This is a genomic window from Robertmurraya dakarensis, assembly GCF_900156875.1.
Classification (GTDB): Bacteria; Bacillota; Bacilli; order Bacillales; family Cytobacillaceae; genus Robertmurraya; species Robertmurraya dakarensis.
In genome coordinates, this window is record NZ_LT707409.1 from 2,576,007 (window position 1) to 2,595,411 (window position 19,405).

Here is a 19,405-nt window from a genome sequence, read left to right on the forward strand (position 1 = left end):
GGACTTCCATTTCTAATTACATTTTTCTGTTTGCAAAACGCGGCGGTCTTTTCTCTACAAAGGCGGCTACCCCTTCAGGAAAATCTTGTTGGTCCACAAAAGGAGTAGAGCCTTCCCAAAGCTTTGGAACGCTATTGACACATTCATTTACTGACTTCTTAATCGCAAGCAGTGAGGCAGGGGACTGGGATGCCACTAATTTTCCCATCCTTATCGCGTATCGATCAAGATTATCTCCGCTCACCAAGTAATTTAACATTCCCAAGCGGTGTGCTTCTTCTGCTTTCAATACTCGGCCAGTGTACACGAGATCCTTTGTTAAGCTTGGGCCGATCAAATTGACCAGTCTCTGAGCAAATTTATTATTTAGCGTAATCCCTAGTTTCCCCACAGGTATTCCTAATTTTGATTTTTCAGACCCAATTCTTATGTCGCAGGCAAGAGCCAGTTCTAATCCTGCTCCCATCGCCGGTCCATTTATGACACCAATCGTTGGAATCATTAGATTTTCAAAGGTAGATATTGCTTTTTCCATAGTAGTGAATGATTCCTCTGCTTCTTTAAGAGACATTTGATGAAACTCTCCAATATCAGACCCTGCTGTAAATTGTTCGCCCCAGCCTCTAAGCAGCACGACCTTATTTTTCGGATTTTCAAGAACAGATTGACCAATCTCAGATAACTGATTCCACATATTTGCCGTTAACGCATTACGCTTTTGAGGTCTTTTAATCGTAATGATTGCTAACCCAGCACTTTCTTGAAGGACGATTTTTGCTTGTTCTTCTTCCATTCTTTTAATATTTACCTTCATTTCTCCATCTCCCTCATTAATCTTGATTGAATTCCACTTCTATTTTCATTATGAACGTACGACATATGAGAAAATGGTTCAAAATTTGACATTCCTATTTATCTAATAAATACAGTGAAATAACCGGCCTTATACCATATCGTATTTTTTTAGTTTTGCGTAAAATGACTTCCGGCTTATTCCTAACGTTTTAATTGCCTCGGTTTTGTTTTTTGTATTTTTCAGCACATAGTCAATATGCTCTCTCTCCAGTCTTTCTAATAATTTCTCGAGAGGAGGAATTGACTCAGAGGGACTCTCCTTCAACATCCATCGTTCTTTTAGTGCAGGATCAGTCAGACTTTTATCGCTAATAAATGGTTCCGGGATATCTGCTAAACTTAAATATGGCTTGTTACAAACAGCGATCATTCTTTCCAGGACATTCGAGAGTTCACGTACATTTCCCGGCCAATCATAACTTTGCATCCATGAGAGCACTTCATCATCTATCCATACATGCTTTCCATACTTTGCACACAATTCGTTTAGTATATTTTGTGAAAGATATTTTAAATCTTCCTTCCGCTTTCTCAGTGGAGGAATATGAATGGGGACAACGTTCAACCGATAATATAAATCTTCCCTAAATTGTCCAGCCAGCATCATTTCCTCTAGGTTGCGGTGTGTTGCACAAATAATTCTGACGTCGAGAGAATGCAGAGCGGTCCCGCCGACTTTCTGATATTTTCGTTCCTGAATTACTCTTAGGAGCTTTGACTGCATATTAAGCGACATTTCACCAATTTCATCTAGAAAAAGCGTTCCCTTATCTGCCAGTGCCAAGAGACCCTTTTTCCCACCTCTTTTTGAACCAGTAAAAGAACCCTCTTCGTAGCCAAATAATTCACTTTCGAATAAAGACTCGGGGATGGATGCCATATTAATAGCCACAAATGGTTTGTCATTCCTGCCGCTAGCCTCATGAATGGCTCCAGCAAAGATTTCCTTTCCCACTCCACTCTCTCCATGCAAAATAATCGTGGCATCTGTATCTGCTACTTGCTTCGCTAATCCTACAGCCTTCTGCATAGGAAATGACTGTGACTTTAATTTTGCAAATGTCCGCTGTTCTAATTTTTCTTGCAGCTCCGTTATATTGTGTTTGTAATTGTTAATTTCTTTTTGCAGGTTCGTGACCTCTGATATATCTTTCATGATCGTTACAACACCAATCATTTCACCATTTTCCATCAAAGGCGTGATATTTGCACAAACATCTTTGTTAAGGGAATGAACATAACTGAAGTCATTAATCAGGGCTTTCCCATTCTTAAGAACATCAAGGATCCTAGAATTTTTTTCAATTTCAGATAGTTTCCTGCCAATGATTTTCTTAGCAGGAACACCAAATTGTTTCGTGTACGCTTTATTTATATATACGATCGTACTATCCATAATAATGATAATGACAGCATCGTGAAGAGATTCTAAGATAGAAATTAAATGTTTTTCCAGCCTCATACAAATCCACCTTTTCTATCTTGCTGATTCATGACGAGTTCTTTTATTTTTTTAATATACTAAATAGACAAAAAATTAATCTTATAATTAATGATAACTCTATTAAGCATGGATTACAATTACAGGAAAGCTGCAAACACAAATAAAGCCTGCCCTGGAAACGGACAAGCTCATCTATTATTGATATTTTACCTCACAGCGGTAAATCCTGCTGCCTTGCTGAGAGAATTTCTCTTCATATTCTGTCATGATATTTCCCTCGAAATCACTTTTATGAAAATCTAAGCTAAGGTACTTTAACAATAATCCATACTCTGAAAAACTCATCAGCGAAAATTCAAATAACCCTTGGTTATCTGTCTTAAAATGAATTTCCCCTTTATCGACGAGAATTTCTTCATATAACTTTAAAAAGTTCTCATGTGTTAGACGGCGCTTAGCATGCCTCGTCTTAGGCCACGGGTCTGAGAAGTTCAAATAAACTCTATCTACATCTCCCTTTGCGAAATACTCCGTTAGCTTTTCAGCATTCACATTAAGGAGTTTTACATTTGGCAGGTTCGCCTCTATTAAACGATCGAGCGCTACCACAATTACACTTTCATACAGCTCAATACCCAAATAATTAATATGTGGATTTGCTTTCGCCATCTCTGTAATAAAACGGCCTTTTCCAGTTCCAACTTCTATATGAAGGGGCTGGTCTTTTTCAAAAGCTGTATTCCATTTACCTTTATATTGTTCCGGCGAAAGGATAACAAATTGCGGATGTGATTGCAACATCTCTCTCGCCCATGGTTTATTTCTTAAACGCATATGTACACCCCTAAAAAAATATTCGTTCAAACCATATCATGCTGCAGGTGTTCCTGCAACCATTATTGGCCGCATCTCATTTGTCTTATTACTATTATTGATGGTGTGAAAAAATTTAACCAGGAATCAACACAAAACAAAATCTACCATCACTGTATAATTGCAAAAAGGAATTCACAACCTACATATGAATTCCTTTTTCCTTCACTTTAAAAGTTTCACCACTGTAAGAAAGGGTGTTGGTTATGCCATTAAATGAACAGGATCAAATGAATTTATTGAAAGATATTATTAATAACCATCAGTTAGATTGCTGCGGGTCTGTTTCAGAATGCGAACAGCTTGAACGATTAGTAAAATCCCTCATGGTTAACAATAATATAAACCAAAATGTAAAAACTGTGTTAGAAGAAATCTATAACTACAGTCAAAACGGCATCAATTCTAGTAATTTAGATCAGCATATTGAATCACACCAGCAAGATTTATCTCAGTGGGTCAACGACATGAATCAGTACACTTAAAAGAACTAAACAATTGCTATTAGAGCACGAATAGATTTTTCCATTTCTTCCTGACGATTTTTATTCTTATTCCACTGTACGAATGTCAGAACTTGTGCAATAAAATACCATTTCATCCTTACCCTTAAATGGTTAGTCTGTTCTATTCCATATAATTGAAGCCAATTATCCCATTGATCTCTTGGAATGTAAGAGTAAAGCAGCATACCTAAATCCATGGCAGGATCACCGATCATCGCACCATCCCAATCAATCAAGAACAACTGGTTGTTATGAGTGAGCAGCCAGTTGTTATGATTAATGTCACCATGACAAACAACCGGAAAATCATATTCAATATAAGTTAAATACTTTTTCATAAAGTTAAGTGATGACTGTATTACTTCAATTTCTTTCGTTTCATCATCCAATTCCTTCTCCAGCATGTGAAGAATGGTGATCGGTTCGATCGGGGTTTTTCCCATTCTTTTTAACATTCCAAGAAGTGGTTCAGAACAATGTATTTTTTGAAGAAGCTTCGCGATTCTTTTCTCATTCATTTCAACTGGTTTGAGTTCTCTTCCCTCCAGCCATTGCTGAGCTGTAATCACATCACCATTTTCCAGCCTCTTCGTCCAAACGAGCTTTGGAACAATTCCTTCTGCTGACAGAACAGCGAGGAATGGAGAAGAATTCCGCTTTAGAAAAAGCCGTTGATTATCATGTTGTGCAAAGAATGCTTCTCCGGTCGCTCCTCCTGCGGGAACAATCTCCCATTCTTCTTGTCCAAATAAGTCTTCCAAAATTGTTCACCTTCATCTTTTCATGTTATTCTGCTGAGGATAGGATCGTTTAACACGAAAGTTTTTAACAAAATTATCGGAAACGAAAGACGCAGCTGAGTTGACCCTAAAAGCCATACAGCTAAGGTCTTAAGTATACATTTACATTCTTTTCGTTCAAATAAAAAACAGCTATTGAAGCAAATTACAACAATAGCTATCCTACTAAATTTTATCCCCTAATGGTATTTTTCGTCAAGCGTAACTAAAATAACATAAAAAGTTATTTTTCATTTTAAATTTATATACTGCTTTAACAGATCGAAGATAGACGCCAGAGTTGGGTTTATCCCTTACTTTACAAGCACATTAGTGCTGCACGGTTTTAAAACAATTTGGCTGTCTGAGAAGGTTTCTATAGGCTTAACACTTGCAAACAGATCATTAGCCAGCACTTTCCAGTCTTTTTCCGGGAGATCAACACAGAATTCCTTTTTTGCTGGATTAAAAAGAACCGCAATTTTATTCCACGTTCCAAATCTACCCACATCGTCTAATAAATAAGCGATTACCGGCCTTTGCACCGAAAGAAATTGCATATGCCTTCGAATCAATTCAGCGCAATTAAATCGGAAAGCACGGTGAGATTTCCTGATCTGAATAATTCCCCGAAGGTATTGTACGTTCTCCCAATTCACTCTGCAGGCATCCCAATCCAACTGATTGATTTCATCAGGTGATCGATAACTATTTCCGTGTCCCTGTTTACTTCGGAAAAACTCCTGGCCGCTGTGAAGAAAAGGAATGCCTTGAGATAATAAAACGATGGAAGTAGCAAGACGGTGCCTCTTTTTAATCCAATCCTCTGATTCATTTGCTTCACAGACTTTTAATTTATCCCATAGTGTGTGATTATCATGTGATTCAATATAATTAACACTTTGGACAGGTTCTAGAAAAAGACCTTTCTCACTTTTTTCAATCCCGATACTGCCTGCGATTACTTGTTTAGCAGCCTCATAATAATGTTCGTTTTCTAGGATATATCCGCGGTCATGTAAATTAAAGGTGCTTCCCTTAATAGAATCCCGAAACCAGTCATTAAATTGTCCTATTCTTGGAAGTTTGGCTTGATTTCGGATGCTCGCCTTTTGTTCAACCGGGATAGGCGTATTTAAATCCCAGCCTTCCCCAATCATTAAGGTTTGTGGATCGATCTCATCAAGCATGTTTCTAATCTGGGTCATGGTCTCAATATCTAAAATCCCCATTAAATCAAAGCGAAATCCGTCAACATGATATTCTGACTTCCAGAACTTAAGGGAGTCGATGATAAACTTCCTAACCATGAGACGTTCTGAAGCAACATCGTTTCCTACACCTGTTCCATTCGACGGCAAGCCATGTACATCGTGACGGAAATAATAGCCTGGCACGATTTTTTCAAAGGAAGATTCTTCTCTTTTATAGACATGGTTGTATACAACATCCACTATTACCCTTAGACCTTGATCATGAATCGCCGCAATTAATTTTTTCAGCTCAATGATTCGCGCATATGGGGCAGTTGGATCACTTGAATAACTTCCATCAGGAGCATTGAAATGCAGGGGATTATAGCCCCAATTGTATTCCTTCTTTTCCCCTAATTCATCAACCCCTTCAAAATCATGAAGTGGAAGCAACTCAATATGTGTGACTCCCAAATCCTTTACATAAGAAAGACCAGTGGATGTCCCATCTGTATTTTTCGTATTTACCTCTGCAGCGCCGAGGTACTTTCCTTTTTCCTTTACACCACTATGAGGATGAATGGTAAAATCTCGAATATGTGTTTCATAGATGATCGCATCTACAGGATGGTCTAACGGAGGCAACGAGTTCTTCTCTTCTATCTTGGCCTTATTTAAATCAATAATGACCCCTAGTTGTCCATTTGCCGTTACACTAACGGCATAAGGATCTACAGCTTCCTTCCATTCTAAATTGACACATACAAGATAAGAATAGCGGAAGTATTCTAAATCTCCTTCAACTTCCACAATCCAAACGCCACGATCCGCTAAACGCATTTCGACAGGGTCAAGCTCTTTTAGCTCAGGAGAATACAGCTTTAGTTTAACTCCTGTTGCAGTAGGTGCCCATAATTTGAAAACAGTTTTATCCTTATCATAGCTGACCCCTAAGTCACCATCATAGTAAAACTTTTGATCAAATTCATCACTGCGAATAACGGCTCCGATTTGAAGATCTGTTTTTCCGCCATGCTCATCACTTATCCAATACGTTTTCCCAAGCATTGGTTCACTTTCACATGAACATATATATTTAACAGCGTCATCTAAATCAATCGTTTCTCTTATTTGCAAAGTTACACACTTTTGTTCATCATGTATCTGAAAATGCGCTGAGCGGCCTTCATGATAGGTTTTAGGCAGTAAAATGGTAATCAATTTCATTTCATCTAGATATGCTTGAAAAATTCGTTCAATGATAATCATTTGTTTACAGCCCCTTTACCCCTTTAACACTTTTTATTCCCTGAATGAACAAAAGAAACACCTGCAAACAAGCCCTAATATATGTTCAGGGTCTTATCTTTTAATATCAACTTTACCCATTATCCTGCTTTGTACTGATATCCCATTCCACCCTGCGTATGCTCGTAGTTTGACAATATTGCAGCAAAGCCTGTGCCGCCTTTATTTGTACATGTTTTAAAGGAGAACGATTCAATCTCATCGATTGAAACCACTTGTCATAGTTCCTTCTTTCAATAAGATTGATTCCATGTGGTGCAGCGGGATAATCGATGTACCCATTACGGCTTAACACTAGTTTATGTATGGGCAGTTCAATTTCGTACAGTTGCAAAATATTCTTTATAATTTTTTCAGTCCTGTTCAATGATATCAATGGATTTAAGACTTTTTCTTCTTTTTGCTGATTTCTTTTCAACCAAAACCGTTCATTCGACCCAACAAAGACAGCTGACTCTTCCTTTTCTAAAAAAGAAATACACCAAATATCAGTAGGAGAAATTAAAATAGTCTCAACCTCAACAGGCGCTTTTTTTAATAAAAAAATAGGATTGTATAAAACAAGAAAGGTATCTGGAAATCTCTGAAGGAAATATTTGAGACGCTCATCGTAAAAAAATTTCTTATCCACAAATGACTTTTCTGTCAAGGTGGTGCTTGCCCATTTCATTTGGTAAGAAAACAGCTGATCAAGAAAATGCCGTTTCAAATCTTCTTCTGAGTTCGGCCGGACTGAAAATGAGGGGGTAAATTGAAATGGATCTTCTTCTGCTGATATACTCTCTGTTCCTTCCTCTGTTTCAACTATGGTCTCACTTTCTTTTTTCCTAAATTTAAAAAATCCCTTCGCTCTTTCACTTAACGGCACTTTCTCTTCTTCATACCAATCCGAGAGTGCGGGCTGTGCAGGAAGTTCTTCAAACACTTGATTGCCGCTTTCCCAGGAAGATAGCAGTTTTCCCCATTGCTGCTTTTTTAACCTAACATAGCGAGAAGGATACAAGTATATATTCTGTTCGTATCTCGATACATAATCTTGCAATTTAATTAACTGACCCATACGGATTGACCTGCCTTGTAATATTTCTAAAACATATTTTTCTTTGTACCTAGTCTGAACACCAAATTTTTGTAGAACACATTCATTATTCACTAAAAGGAAATACTTGAATGGATTCATATTTTGGTTCACGGTCCAAGTGGGTTTGATATAAGACCACTTCTGTCGCTGAAAATTGTATAGGGCTGGCTGCAAAGGGATCAATTGAAACTAGCTTTTCTTTAGCGAACTCATTCTCCCCTTTCCATTTCCGTGCCAAAGTAATGTGGGGAGAAAACGGCCTGCTTTCCAACTTGAACTGTGCTTGGTAACAAGCTTCATAAACTAGTTTTCTTACTTCATGCAATTTATCTTCATTCGCTGCTCCAGCCCAGAAAATCCGCGGGGATTCTTTTTTCCCAAATACGCCAAGGCTATTTATAGAAAGCTTAAAAGAACTTACATCCATCAATGCCTTTTGCACGTATGCTGCTGACTGTTCTAATTGACTTTTTTCCGCATTTCCTAAAAAAGCTAATGTAATATGATAATCTTCATGGTGCACCCATCTGCCAAAGTGGAGCTGCTGCTTAAGGCGATCACATTGTTCCTTGAGCAAGATTTTCGTTTCCATCGGCAAACGGAGGGCATAAAAAAAATGAGCATTCCTATTCATTTTATCGTCCTTTCAGTCATCCTTTTCATATTGTAGCAAATATATCCTTCTATTTAAAAATTGCAGTATTTATTCCATCTGTATTGATTGGAATAGTGTATATTAGATATGATAGGAAAAGAACTATATTATGATTTTTAGATTTCCTTAAATAGGAGAAATTAATCGTAGTAAAGAAAATTATCTATTAGATTATTCTGCCATCATAGGCTACTTTAGAAAGGAAGATTGTATGAAAGTTGTTCATAATATCTCAGATCTTATCGGGGAAACTCCTTTAGTTAAATTAAACCACCTTTCTCCAGAAAACGGTGCCGACATTTATTTAAAACTGGAATACTTTAATCCAAGCAAGAGCGTTAAGGATCGTGCTGCTTTTAATATGATTATCCAAGCAGAGAAACAAGGTCTTCTAAAAAAAGGAGCTACGATTATCGAACCAACAAGCGGCAACACAGGAATTGGTTTAGCAATGAATGCTGCTGCACGCGGGTATAAAGCCATTTTAGTCATGCCTGACACAATGACTCAGGAAAGAATTAATTTATTAAAAGCATATGGTGCTGAAGTTGTCTTAACACCAGGTGATGAAAAAATGCCTGGTTCTATAAGAAAAGCAGAAGAACTGGCTAAAGAAATTCCTAACAGCTTTATCCCGATGCAGTTTGAAAATGACGCAAATCCGGATGCTCATCGCCGTTCCACTGCATTAGAGATCATTGAAGCCATGAAGGAACTAAATAAGCCTTTAAGTGCTTTTGTTGCCACTGCCGGAACGGGTGGGACGATTACAGGAACGGGAGAAGTACTAAAAGAACATTTCGCAGGTATTCAAGTACATGTTGTAGAACCCGCTGGCTCTCCTGTTTTATCAGGCGGAAAACCAGGAAAACATAAGCTCGTCGGGACAAGCCCTGGCTTCATCCCTGACACATTAAACACAAATGTATATGATAAGATTCATAAAATTGAAGATGAACAAGCGTACGAAATCACACGCAGATTAGCAAGAGAAGAAGGAATTCTAGTTGGTCCTTCATCCGGTGCTGCATGTTATGCAGCTATAGAGGTTGCTAAAACCCTTGGACCTGATGATGTCGTCGTCAGCATTGTTTGTGATACCGGAGAAAGATACTTATCAAGTGATTTATTTAGGGAATGAACAGTAAAGGAGAACCGCATGAGGGCGGTCCTCCTTTTTAATATCTCTTATTTGGCCAGTTCATAAATTGCTTGGGCATAAATGGCGGCTGCTTTCAAGAGATCCTCAATGATGATATATTCATCCTTTTGATGCGCAATGTCAGGTCTGCCGGGAAAAAGAGGTCCAAAAGCAACACCTGATTTTAAGGAGCGCGCATAAGTTCCCCCTCCGATTGATAAAAGCTCTGCCGCCTCGCCTGTTTGTTCTTCATAGACTTTCTTTAACGTTTGAATGAGGAATTCATTTTCATCGACATGATGCGGCTTTGAATCAGAAAAGTTTTGAAGTTCAAACCCCTCTTGAGCTGTTTTTTGTTCTAACTGTTTTTTTGTTTCATCCATATTGGTGGTAACAGGATAACGAAGATTTAGACCAATTTGTCCTCCGCTTTCTCGGGTATAGGTGAATTTGCCGACGTTAATCGTTAAACTCCCCGTTATATCATCAGAATAAGAAATACCTAGACCTTTTCCCCGTGAATCATTAAAAAAGTACTTTGAGACAAACTGAAAGTAATTCTCTGCTCTTTGATCAAGATTCAGACTAGAAAGAAATAACGATAAAAACAACCCGGCATTTTTACCATGATCAGGTTCCATTCCATGGGCGGATACTCCCTCTATTTCAAGAACAAATTCTCCTTTATCGACAAAGGCTTTCCCTTTTAGGTCGTGTTGTTTAATAAATTCGTTAAACTCCTGCAGTACTTCTGTCTGAGTATTCCCCGTATTTAAGACAGCCTTGGCATAGTCGGGAACCATATTATATCGCCTGCCTGATTGGAAACTAATCACTTCTACTTTATGATTATTAGAGCCTTGCACTTCCCCGCTTTTTTGAACAAGATCAAAATCTGCTATCCCTTTTTCTGCATAGATAATAGGGAAGTCAGCATCAGGAGCAAAGCCCAATGCCGGCATTTCTTCATGCTCAAAGTAATGATCGACACAACGCCAATTACTTTCCTCATCAGTGCCAATAATCATGCGAACACGCTTATTTAGAGGCAATCCTAGTTCTTTTACAATTTTCATCGCATAGAAGGCAGCAATTGTTGGACCTTTATCATCTATTGCCCCCCGTGCAAAAATTTTCCCATCACGTATATCTGCTGCAAACGGATCGCTGCTCCAGCCGTCCCCTTCAGGAACAACATCGACATGACATAGAATTCCGAGACATTCCTCACCTTGACCAAACTCCAAGTGGCCGGCTAAATTCCCCACATTCTTTGCTGTAAATCCATCTTTCTCTCCTAATTCCAGCATAAATTGCAGAGCTTCTTTAACTCCTTTACCTAAAGGTGCTTCGGGACTTGTATGTTCTTCATCTAAAACACTCTTAATTCTTAATATATTTTGTGTGTCACGTATGATAGCGTCTTTACGTTTACTGACTTCATTCATCCAATTAATAGCTTCCAACTTTCCGTTTCCTCCTTGTACGCTTTATCATCAATATGCATCACATGATCTCATATTATAGTTATGTTATGCAGGAATCAAATCGATACACGCTAAGAACTTGCGTCATAATCACTGTCCAATTTTTACAATTTTCAAATTATATTCATATTTTCTTTGTCTACTCCCATATGTATAAATAAGGAGCTGGCAAAGGGGGAATGTCAATACTTAGATATGTTAAGATTTTACTAAATCTATCAATAAAGTAGAAATTATTTGAAAATACGGTTATTATAGTAGTAAGAGTATTTCGAAAAACTTAAAAAGGGGTTGTCTACCGAGAAGAAGACTACATAACTCCGAGATTCGTTCTCTGGAAGAAGCTGTCGGTTGTAGGAAATGCCATAGGTTTGAAAAAAGGATAGGGAGTGGTTTTTTTGAAACCTTCAACTAACCGGATGTTAAACCGAATCAAGTCTATCTACATGTTTATCAACCAAAGGGGAATTGTTACAACCCAAGAACTTGTGGAGGAATTTGATACAACTCCTCGGACAATCCAACGAGATTTAAATGTCTTAGCTTATAATGATTTGGTTAAGAGTCCAAGCCGAGGCAAATGGACAACGACACAGAAAAAAGTAAAAATGTCATCTTAATAGTAAACCGCCCGTCTACTGTAGACTGGGCGGTTTTTTTGATCATTGGTTATTAATGAGAAGTTCGATCTCCTCATCTGTCAGCTCCCGATATTCTCCGAGTTCAAGTGATTCATCAAGCTCGAGCGGCCCCATCGAGATTCTCTTCAAATACACGACTCTTTTGCCTACTGCTTCAAACATCCTTTTCACTTGATGAAACTTCCCTTCCGTTATGGTCAATTCAATATCTGAATGAATACCGGATTTTAGAATCTTAAGAATGCCTGGCTTTGTTTCATATCCATCATCCAAGATAACACCTTTTTCAAAGGCAAGCACATCATCTTCTGTAACTTCCTGATCAATCACAGCAAAATAAGTTTTCGGTACATGCTTTTTCGGTGATAGCAGTCGATGAGCCAGCTGACCATCATTTGTGATTAACAAGAGGCCTTCCGTATCTTTATCGAGACGCCCCACAGGAAATGGTTCATACACCATGTCTTCTACCTGTAATAAATCAATCACTGTTTGATCATATTGATCCTCTGTGGCGGATATGACTCCAGGAGGCTTATTCATCATCAAATAAATGAACTCCTTATACTCAATCACTTCTCCGTTAAGTGTGACGGTATCACTTTCCGGGTTCACATGCTGTTTCGCATCTTTTATCACCACATCGTTTACTTTTACAGCTCCGTCTTTTAAAAGTTTCTTTACTTCTTTTCTGCTTCCAAAGCCAAGATTCGCAAGCATTTTATCTATTCTCATCATCTTCCCCCATTTCATCGTTAAAAAACTAGGCATCTGTCCGTTTCAGTGAGCAAACAGCTGACATAGACTGATATCACGAATACATAAGGAGGTGATTTTATGTATTATCGTCAGCAAGGCCAACCACAATTTATACCTGGATTCCCAGGATTTCCAGGCGGCGGCGGTGGCGGAAATGTAGACCGCCGATTAGAGCGCTTAGAACGGCAATTAGACCGGCTTGACAGACAATTAAACCAGCTAGAGCGCCGTGTTGATCGTATTGAAAGAAGGCTAGGTTTCCGACACGATCAATTCTAATACATCTAACCTCGTAAGAGTGAAAAAACGGGGTCTCTGCAAAGTGCAGAGACCTTTACCCTTTTAAACGCAGCTTTTGTTTTAGTTTGTCCACTCTTGAACCAAATAAGAAGTAGACAAGTTTTGATTTTAATCCTAAGAAAAAATAAACACCCGCCCCAACTAGAGCACAAATGGCCACAATAATAATCGATTGGAACTCCGATTCCGGCGTTAAGAAGAGCAGCAATATTTTATACATGATTCCCGCAGCGATAAACATGACTGCAGTGAAAATTACAATTAATAGACCTCTTCTAAACACTAAGCGGTATCGATAAGACGAAAACTTACTAATTATAAAGAGATTAATAAGAATAGCGGTTCCATAGCCAAGAGCTGTAGCAAGAATGGCTCCATCTGTTTGCAAGAGTTTAATCAGCGGGATATTTAAGCTTAATTTTACTAATATCCCAGTGAGCAGACTTAAAATCGTGAATTTTTGCTGATCAATTCCCTGCAGGATCGCTGCCGTAACAGAATATAGCGCAAACAGCATTCCAACGGGAGCATATGCCCTTAATACTTCACTGCCTAACATATCATGCTCATAAAAGACCGTATACATGGGCTCTGACAATAAAGAAAGTCCCACGGCTGCAGGAAGAGTCAGAAACAGCAGCACCTGAAAGGTTTGATTTAATTGTCGATTAAAACCAATCGTGTCTTGGTTAACATATGAATTCGTGATGCTTGGAACCAATGTCAAAGAAAACGCCGTAGCCAATGACACAGGGATGATGACAAGCTTATGGGTTTGGAAATTCAGGATCGACAGCGCATCCTCTGACATCGATGTTAACCCAATCGAAACCATTGCCCGGTTAAACGTTAACTGATCGATAAATTGAAACACTGGATTTGCAATACCTACCAAGATAAAAGGAATAGAATAAAGAATAATTTCTTTATAAATATCCTTAAGTGAGACATCAGCTGTCCCCTTATCTTTCTCAAGGAGTTCATCCAAGTATGGTTTTCGTTTAAACCAATACCAAAATAAAACCCCTAAGCCGCCAAGACCTCCAATAAAAGCCGCAAACACTGCAACACTTACCGCCGTTGTCACACTTCCATCGAGAATGTTAATGACAACATAGGCTCCAGCGAGCACAAAGAGAATTCTCACAATCTGTTCAACCACTTGCGAAACAGCAGTAGGTCCCATCGACTGATGGCCTTGAAAGAAACCTCTTATTAAACTCATGAAGGGAATAATAATTAAAGCAAAACTCACCGCTCGAATAACTGTGATTACATCTTCATGATTTGAAATCAAATCATCATCGCTGATAATTATTCCAGCCAGTACAGGTGCTAAAAAATATAAAATTAAAAAAGATACAACCCCGCTAATGAGCATCAGAACAAGACCCGATTTAAAGAGCTTTCTGCCGACAGCATATTCATCGAGGGCATTATATTTAGATATAAATTTGGAAACCGCCATCGGAATACCAGCGGTAGCAATGCTAATAAAAATGGTATACGGTACATAAGAATATTGATAAAGAACGGTCCCGTGATTCCCGACAATATCAAAAAAAGGTATGACATAAAACAAGCCAATAAACTTAGAAATAAACGTCCCAAGTGTTAAAATAAACGTACCCCTTAAAAGCTTTGAAGACATAATATCCCTTCCTAATACGCAAAGCAGGAGCGCAGCTGTCGCGCCATAGCTAAACAATTAATTTATGTAGTCAATCCCTAATGAAATATTCTACCATAAAGTCTCGGCATCACTGTACTTTTTGTTAATGAAGGTCGATTTTTTTATATTTCACATAGAAAATTGCATGCTTTCACATCTTTGCTTTATACTTAGTGAAGTTAAATAAAGTAGGTGAAAACATGCGTTATGATGTTGTTGTCATCGGCGGCGGACCATCTGGGTTAATGGCAGCTATTGCCGCAGGCGAAAACAAAGCGAAAGTCCTGTTAATTGATAAAGGAGACAAGCTCGGCAGAAAGCTTGCCATCTCCGGCGGCGGAAGATGTAATGTAACCAACCGTCTCCCGATTGATGAAATTATTAAACATATTCCCGGTAATGGCCGATTTTTATACAGTGCTTTCTCGATTTTTAGTAATGAAGATATTATCTCTTTCTTTGAAGATTTGGGAATACAGCTCAAAGAAGAAGATCATGGCCGAATGTTTCCTGTCACAGATAAAGCACAATCAGTTGTTGATGCCTTATTAAGAAGAATGCAGGAACTGAAAATAGATGTGAAAACCAATGCACCGGTTGATGACCTGCAATACAAAGATGACCGGGTAGTTTCTGTACTTTTAAAAAATGGCGAACAGTACGAAGCAAATGCAATTATTATTGCAGTTGGCGGTAAATCCGTTCCACATACAGGTTCAACTGGAGATGGATACGCTTGGGCAAAAAAAGCAGGACATACAATTACGAACTTATTTCCAACCGAAGTACCTGTGACATCTTCTGAAACCTTTATTAAAGAAAAAGCTTTGCAGGGTCTTTCACTGCGGGATATTTCTTTAAGTGTGTTAAATCCTAAAGGAAAACCTCTTATTACCCATAGAATGGATATGATTTTTACCCATTTCGGGATTAGCGGGCCGGCTGTGCTGCGCTGCAGCCAGTTTGTTGTAAAGGCGATGCAGAAATGGAATTTAACAGAAGTAACCATGTCCATTGATGCCCTGCCAGATCAAAAGGAGGAACCTCTTTACCAAGAGATATCCTCTTCTGTAAAAAAGGATGGAAAAAAGGCAATCAAAAATACATTAAAAGGATTGCTTCCTGAACGATATTTATTATTTTTACTGAACACAAATGGCATTGACCCCAATGCGCAGGGAGCCACCATTGCAACAGAAAAAATCAGAAACTTTGTACGGAGCTGCAAACAATTTCAATTTAAGGTAGATGGCACATTATCCCTTGAAAAAGCATTTGTAACAGGCGGTGGTGTGTCTGTAAAAGAAATTGAACCACAGACGATGGCTTCAAAGAAAATGAATGGACTGTATTTTTGCGGAGAGGTTCTAGATATTCACGGCTATACAGGAGGTTATAATATCACCTCTGCTCTTGTTACGGGAAGGCTCGCAGGAACTAACGCGGCCGCATTCTCCATAAAAAATAAAGGCTGATGACCATCATCAGCCTCTATTTTTTTGGCTTCTTTAAGCTCGATAAATAACCATAGCAGAAAAACAATAAATCTGCTCCCCATCATCTTCTTCCGGAAGGGCAGCAATATTATATTTAATATCAAGAAGCTTCTTATCCTCTAATTTTTCTAAGAACCGATTAACTTCCTTCTCTAAATCTTTTTCATGCTCCTGGTCAAATAACTTTACCTGGATCACACTTCTCTCCCTCTCTGTCCTTTTTAATCATTCTTGACAGATTGGAGATTTTTCAAACTTTTCAAATAAATACAAACTCCTTAAAGGACCACTTCACCTTTCCAATTCATCATGCCGCCAGTCATATTTCGGACTTTGTAACCTTGATCTTGTAAGTAATAGCAGACGTTTTCACTGCGGCTTCCCGAACGGCAAATAAAAATATACTCTTTGTCTTTATCAAATTGATCTAAATTCTCAGGGATTGTTCCCATACGAATATGTTTGGCACCAGGAATCATTCCTTGTGCTACTTCCTCATCTTCTCTCACATCAACTAGATTTAGTTCTTCGCCTTTCTCCAGCCTTTTTTCTAATTCTTCTGTTGAGATCACATTAATTGGTTCCATTATGTCAGCTTCCTTTCTTTTTCACTTGAGTTTACAGCTATTTTATCATGCGTATAGGAAAAATACCTTTTATAGGTTTTGCAAAAAACACACAAGGTATTAACACCTTGTGTGTGATTGCAGCAAACTTTAATTAGCTACGATATTTACTAACTTTCCAGGGACAGCAATTACTTTACGAATAGTCTTGCCGTCAATTTGTTCCTTAACTTTCGTATCATCCATGGCAATTTGCTCTAAATCTTCTCTGTTTGCACCAGCTGGTACCATTAGCTTTGCTTTTACTTTTCCATTGATTTGAACAACGATTTCTACTTCATCATCTACCAGTTTTGCTTCATCATACGCTGGCCATGCTTCATAAGAAACCGTTCCACTGTAGCCGAGCTTCTCCCATAATTCTTCTGCAATATGCGGAGTAATCGGAGCAATCAATTTGACAAAGCCTTCTGCATATCTTTTCGGAATAACAGCCGCTTTATATGCTTCATTAATAAATACCATCAATTGCGAAATCGCGGTATTAAAGCGTAATCCTTCAAAATCCTCGGTTACTTTCTTCACCGTTTGATGGTAAACCTTTTCTAATGACTGATCACCATCGTTGTCCTGAATTTTTGGACTTAGTCTGCCATCATCTTCCACAAACAAGCGCCAGATTCTATCCAAGAAACGTCTTGAACCATCTAATCCATTTGTGGACCATGCGATCGAAGCGTCAAGCGGCCCCATGAACATCTCATAAAGACGAAGAGTGTCAGCACCATGGCTTTCAATAATATCATCAGGATTTACAACATTTCCTTTTGATTTACTCATTTTTTCGTTGCCTTCGCCTAAGATCATTCCTTGGTTAAATAGCTTTTGGAATGGCTCTTTTGTAGAAACAACTCCGATATCATATAAGAATTTATGCCAGAAGCGGGCATACAATAAATGAAGAACAGCATGCTCAGCTCCACCAATATAGATGTCGACCGGCATCCATTCATCAAGCTTTGCTTTATCTGCTAATGCCTGATCATTCTTCGGATCGATATAACGAAGATAGTACCAGCAGCTGCCCGCCCACTGCGGCATGGTGTTCGTTTCACGGCGGCCTTTTTTCCCTGTTTCAGGGTCTACTACATTCACCCAATCTTCGATATTAGCTAATGGTGATTCACCTGTACCAGAAGGTTTAATCTCTGTTGTAACAGGCAGCTTCAACGGCAGCTGATCATCTGGAACAGCAGTCATTGTACCATCTTCCCAATGGATAATTGGAATTGGTTCACCCCAGTAGCGTTGACGGCTGAACAGCCAATCGCGCAGACGGTAGGTTACTTTCTTTGTACCAATCTTCTTCTCTTCCAGCCAAGAAATCATTTTTGCAATAGCATCTTCTTTATTTAATCCATTTAAAAAGTCGGAGTTTACATGTTCCCCATCACCAGTGTAAGCTTCCTTTGTTACATCTCCGCCAGCAACAACTTCCCTAATCGGCAATTCGAACTTCTTAGCAAATTCATAATCTCTCTCATCATGAGCTGGAACAGCCATAATTGCTCCGGTACCATAACTAACTAGGACGTAATCAGCAATCCAAATCGGCATTTTTTCTCCATTCACAGGATTAATCGCATAAGCTCCTGTGAATACACCCGTTTTGTCTTTTGCTAAATCGGTACGTTCCAAATCACTCTTGCTCTTTACTTCATCCAGGTAAGCGTCTACTGCCGCTTGTTGTTCAGTCGTTGTAATTTTTTTCACGAACTCATGCTCAGGAGCAAGAACCGCATATGTCGCACCGAACAAAGTGTCAGGTCTTGTTGTAAACACCGTAAACGTTTCATCATGGCCATCAATATTAAACGTGACTTCTGCTCCCTCTGAACGGCCGATCCAGTTCCGCTGCATTTCTTTCAGACTTTCAGGCCAATCTAATTCTTCCAAGTCTTCCAGCAAACGATCAGCGTATGCTGTAATTTTAAGCATCCATTGTTTCATCGGACGACGTTCAACAGGATGACCGCCGCGTTCACTTTTTCCATCAATGACTTCTTCATTCGCTAAGACTGTTCCAAGTGCAGGACACCAGTTAACTGCCACTTCATCAATATAAGCCAAGCCTTTTTCAAAAAGCTTTAAAAAGATCCATTGTGTCCATTTATAATATTCAGGGTCAGTTGTATTAATTTCGCGATCCCAATCATAGGAAAATCCTAATGCTTTAATTTGACGCTTAAATGTTTCAATATTATGCTTCGTAAATTCCGCAGGATCATTTCCTGTATCTAAAGCATACTGTTCAGCCGGTAACCCAAACGCATCCCAGCCCATTGGATGAAGCACATTATAGCCTTGAGCGCGCTTCATTCTTGAAAGAATATCGGTGGCTGTATATCCTTCTGGATGTCCCACATGAAGACCAGCACCAGATGGATACGGGAACATATCTAGTGCATAAAATTTACGTTTCCCTTTATCTTCACTTGTTTTGTAAGTTTTCTTTTCTTCCCAGTAGTGCTGCCACTTTTTTTCAATTGCTTGATGATTAAAACTCATCGTCATTTCCTCCTAAACTAAAAAGGTATATTTCTGTATGTACAACTATCAGTTTTCATAGGTCTAAACTCCGTTAACTGG

The 19,405-nt window shown here is 38.7% G+C and carries 18 protein-coding genes; 5 read left to right on the forward strand and 13 right to left on the reverse strand.

The window, feature by feature from the left end; all coding sequences use genetic code 11:
- Positions 1 to 16: 16 nt before the first annotated feature.
- The 3 genes from CZ487_RS21290 to trmB form a co-directional block, all read right to left on the reverse strand.
- The gene (locus CZ487_RS21290) at positions 17 to 814 is read right to left on the reverse strand and encodes an enoyl-CoA hydratase/isomerase family protein (RefSeq protein WP_077214285.1); all 798 of its coding nucleotides are present in this window, start codon (positions 812 to 814) and stop codon (positions 17 to 19) included.
- A 129-nt stretch (positions 815 to 943) separates the two neighbouring features.
- Entirely contained in the window at positions 944 to 2,317 is a 1,374-nt protein-coding gene (locus CZ487_RS21295) for a sigma-54 interaction domain-containing protein (RefSeq protein WP_077214286.1), read from the reverse strand.
- A 177-nt stretch (positions 2,318 to 2,494) separates the two neighbouring features.
- Positions 2,495 to 3,133 (reverse strand): tRNA (guanosine(46)-N7)-methyltransferase TrmB, encoded by a 639-nt coding sequence (trmB, locus tag CZ487_RS21300; RefSeq protein WP_077214287.1) that lies wholly within the window; start codon positions 3,131 to 3,133, stop codon positions 2,495 to 2,497.
- A gap of 245 nt (positions 3,134 to 3,378) precedes the next feature.
- Here trmB and CZ487_RS21305 point away from each other — a divergent pair, with 245 nt between their 5' ends.
- Positions 3,379 to 3,657, forward strand: coding sequence for a YtzH-like family protein (locus CZ487_RS21305; RefSeq protein ID WP_077214288.1), 279 nt, complete (start codon positions 3,379 to 3,381; stop codon positions 3,655 to 3,657).
- A gap of 5 nt (positions 3,658 to 3,662) precedes the next feature.
- Here the strand turns inward: CZ487_RS21305 and CZ487_RS21310 are convergent, their stop codons facing one another.
- The 4 genes from CZ487_RS21310 to thpR form a co-directional block, all read right to left on the reverse strand.
- Positions 3,663 to 4,439 carry a phosphotransferase family protein gene (locus CZ487_RS21310; RefSeq protein ID WP_077214289.1) on the reverse strand — a complete coding sequence of 259 codons (777 nt, stop codon included), beginning with the start codon at positions 4,437 to 4,439 and terminating at the stop codon, positions 3,663 to 3,665.
- Positions 4,440 to 4,771: 332 nt separating this feature from the next.
- Positions 4,772 to 6,919, reverse strand: coding sequence for a type I pullulanase (gene pulA, locus CZ487_RS21315; RefSeq protein ID WP_077214290.1), 2,148 nt, complete (start codon positions 6,917 to 6,919; stop codon positions 4,772 to 4,774).
- 112 nt (positions 6,920 to 7,031) lie between these two features.
- Positions 7,032 to 8,018, reverse strand: coding sequence for a nuclease-related domain-containing protein (locus CZ487_RS21320; protein WP_077214291.1), 987 nt, complete (start codon positions 8,016 to 8,018; stop codon positions 7,032 to 7,034).
- Positions 8,019 to 8,103: 85 nt separating this feature from the next.
- Positions 8,104 to 8,673: an RNA 2',3'-cyclic phosphodiesterase gene (gene thpR / locus CZ487_RS21325; RefSeq protein WP_077214292.1), complete on the reverse strand. Its 570-nt coding sequence runs from the start codon at positions 8,671 to 8,673 to the stop codon at positions 8,104 to 8,106.
- Between the two features lie 232 nt (positions 8,674 to 8,905).
- On the opposite strand from thpR, the gene cysK reads away from it, so the two are divergent.
- On the forward strand, positions 8,906 to 9,835 hold the full coding sequence (cysK, locus tag CZ487_RS21330) for a cysteine synthase A (RefSeq protein WP_077214293.1): 930 nt from the start codon (positions 8,906 to 8,908) through the stop codon (positions 9,833 to 9,835).
- Positions 9,836 to 9,882: 47 nt separating this feature from the next.
- Here the strand turns inward: cysK and pepV are convergent, their stop codons facing one another.
- On the reverse strand, positions 9,883 to 11,301 hold the full coding sequence (gene pepV / locus CZ487_RS21335; RefSeq protein WP_139339597.1) for a dipeptidase PepV: 1,419 nt from the start codon (positions 11,299 to 11,301) through the stop codon (positions 9,883 to 9,885).
- Positions 11,302 to 11,720: 419 nt separating this feature from the next.
- Here pepV and CZ487_RS21340 point away from each other — a divergent pair, with 419 nt between their 5' ends.
- Positions 11,721 to 11,942 carry a DeoR family transcriptional regulator gene (locus CZ487_RS21340; RefSeq protein ID WP_077214294.1) on the forward strand — a complete coding sequence of 74 codons (222 nt, stop codon included), beginning with the start codon at positions 11,721 to 11,723 and terminating at the stop codon, positions 11,940 to 11,942.
- A gap of 42 nt (positions 11,943 to 11,984) precedes the next feature.
- Here CZ487_RS21340 and CZ487_RS21345 read toward each other — a convergent pair whose 3' ends face one another.
- On the reverse strand, positions 11,985 to 12,698 hold the full coding sequence (locus CZ487_RS21345) for a pseudouridine synthase (RefSeq protein ID WP_077214295.1): 714 nt from the start codon (positions 12,696 to 12,698) through the stop codon (positions 11,985 to 11,987).
- Between the two features lie 102 nt (positions 12,699 to 12,800).
- On the opposite strand from CZ487_RS21345, the gene CZ487_RS21350 reads away from it, so the two are divergent.
- Entirely contained in the window at positions 12,801 to 13,001 is a 201-nt protein-coding gene (locus CZ487_RS21350; protein ID WP_077214296.1) for a hypothetical protein, read from the forward strand.
- A 55-nt stretch (positions 13,002 to 13,056) separates the two neighbouring features.
- On the opposite strand, the gene CZ487_RS21355 is transcribed toward CZ487_RS21350, so the two are convergent.
- On the reverse strand, positions 13,057 to 14,673 hold the full coding sequence (locus tag CZ487_RS21355) for a putative polysaccharide biosynthesis protein (protein WP_077214297.1): 1,617 nt from the start codon (positions 14,671 to 14,673) through the stop codon (positions 13,057 to 13,059).
- 221 nt (positions 14,674 to 14,894) lie between these two features.
- Here CZ487_RS21355 and CZ487_RS21360 point away from each other — a divergent pair, with 221 nt between their 5' ends.
- Positions 14,895 to 16,169 (forward strand): BaiN/RdsA family NAD(P)/FAD-dependent oxidoreductase, encoded by a 1,275-nt coding sequence (locus CZ487_RS21360; protein ID WP_077214298.1) that lies wholly within the window; start codon positions 14,895 to 14,897, stop codon positions 16,167 to 16,169.
- 33 nt (positions 16,170 to 16,202) lie between these two features.
- Here CZ487_RS21360 and CZ487_RS21365 read toward each other — a convergent pair whose 3' ends face one another.
- The 3 genes from CZ487_RS21365 to leuS all read right to left on the reverse strand — a co-directional run bounded on the left by CZ487_RS21365 (position 16,203) and on the right by leuS (position 19,324).
- Positions 16,203 to 16,388 (reverse strand): sporulation protein Cse60, encoded by a 186-nt coding sequence (locus CZ487_RS21365; protein WP_077214299.1) that lies wholly within the window; start codon positions 16,386 to 16,388, stop codon positions 16,203 to 16,205.
- An 80-nt stretch (positions 16,389 to 16,468) separates the two neighbouring features.
- A complete protein-coding gene (locus CZ487_RS21370) occupies positions 16,469 to 16,777 on the reverse strand; it encodes a rhodanese-like domain-containing protein (protein WP_077214300.1) in 309 nt (102 codons plus the stop codon).
- 129 nt (positions 16,778 to 16,906) lie between these two features.
- Positions 16,907 to 19,324, reverse strand: a complete 2,418-nt coding sequence (gene leuS, locus CZ487_RS21375; protein WP_077214301.1) for a leucine--tRNA ligase — start codon at positions 19,322 to 19,324, stop codon at positions 16,907 to 16,909.
- Between the last annotated feature and the right edge of the window lie 81 nt (positions 19,325 to 19,405).

What these genes read in the sequence shown, in the direction of transcription:
- CZ487_RS21290 (WP_077214285.1), bottom strand. Translation starts at nt 814, where the DNA reads ATGAAGGTAAATATTAAAAGAATGGAAGAAGAACAAGCAAAAATCGTC.
- CZ487_RS21295 (WP_077214286.1), bottom strand. Translation starts at nt 2,317, where the DNA reads ATGAGGCTGGAAAAACATTTAATTTCTATCTTAGAATCTCTTCACGAT.
- trmB (WP_077214287.1), bottom strand. Translation starts at nt 3,133, where the DNA reads ATGCGTTTAAGAAATAAACCATGGGCGAGAGAGATGTTGCAATCACAT.
- CZ487_RS21305 (WP_077214288.1), top strand. Translation starts at nt 3,379, where the DNA reads ATGCCATTAAATGAACAGGATCAAATGAATTTATTGAAAGATATTATT.
- pulA (WP_077214290.1), bottom strand. Translation starts at nt 6,919, where the DNA reads ATGATTATCATTGAACGAATTTTTCAAGCATATCTAGATGAAATGAAA.
- CZ487_RS21320 (WP_077214291.1), bottom strand. Translation starts at nt 8,018, where the DNA reads ATGGGTCAGTTAATTAAATTGCAAGATTATGTATCGAGATACGAACAG.
- thpR (WP_077214292.1), bottom strand. Translation starts at nt 8,673, where the DNA reads ATGAATAGGAATGCTCATTTTTTTTATGCCCTCCGTTTGCCGATGGAA.
- cysK (WP_077214293.1), top strand. Translation starts at nt 8,906, where the DNA reads ATGAAAGTTGTTCATAATATCTCAGATCTTATCGGGGAAACTCCTTTA.
- CZ487_RS21345 (WP_077214295.1), bottom strand. Translation starts at nt 12,698, where the DNA reads ATGAGAATAGATAAAATGCTTGCGAATCTTGGCTTTGGAAGCAGAAAA.
- CZ487_RS21350 (WP_077214296.1), top strand. Translation starts at nt 12,801, where the DNA reads ATGTATTATCGTCAGCAAGGCCAACCACAATTTATACCTGGATTCCCA.
- CZ487_RS21355 (WP_077214297.1), bottom strand. Translation starts at nt 14,673, where the DNA reads ATGTCTTCAAAGCTTTTAAGGGGTACGTTTATTTTAACACTTGGGACG.
- CZ487_RS21360 (WP_077214298.1), top strand. Translation starts at nt 14,895, where the DNA reads ATGCGTTATGATGTTGTTGTCATCGGCGGCGGACCATCTGGGTTAATG.
- CZ487_RS21370 (WP_077214300.1), bottom strand. Translation starts at nt 16,777, where the DNA reads ATGGAACCAATTAATGTGATCTCAACAGAAGAATTAGAAAAAAGGCTG.
- leuS (WP_077214301.1), bottom strand. Translation starts at nt 19,324, where the DNA reads ATGAGTTTTAATCATCAAGCAATTGAAAAAAAGTGGCAGCACTACTGG.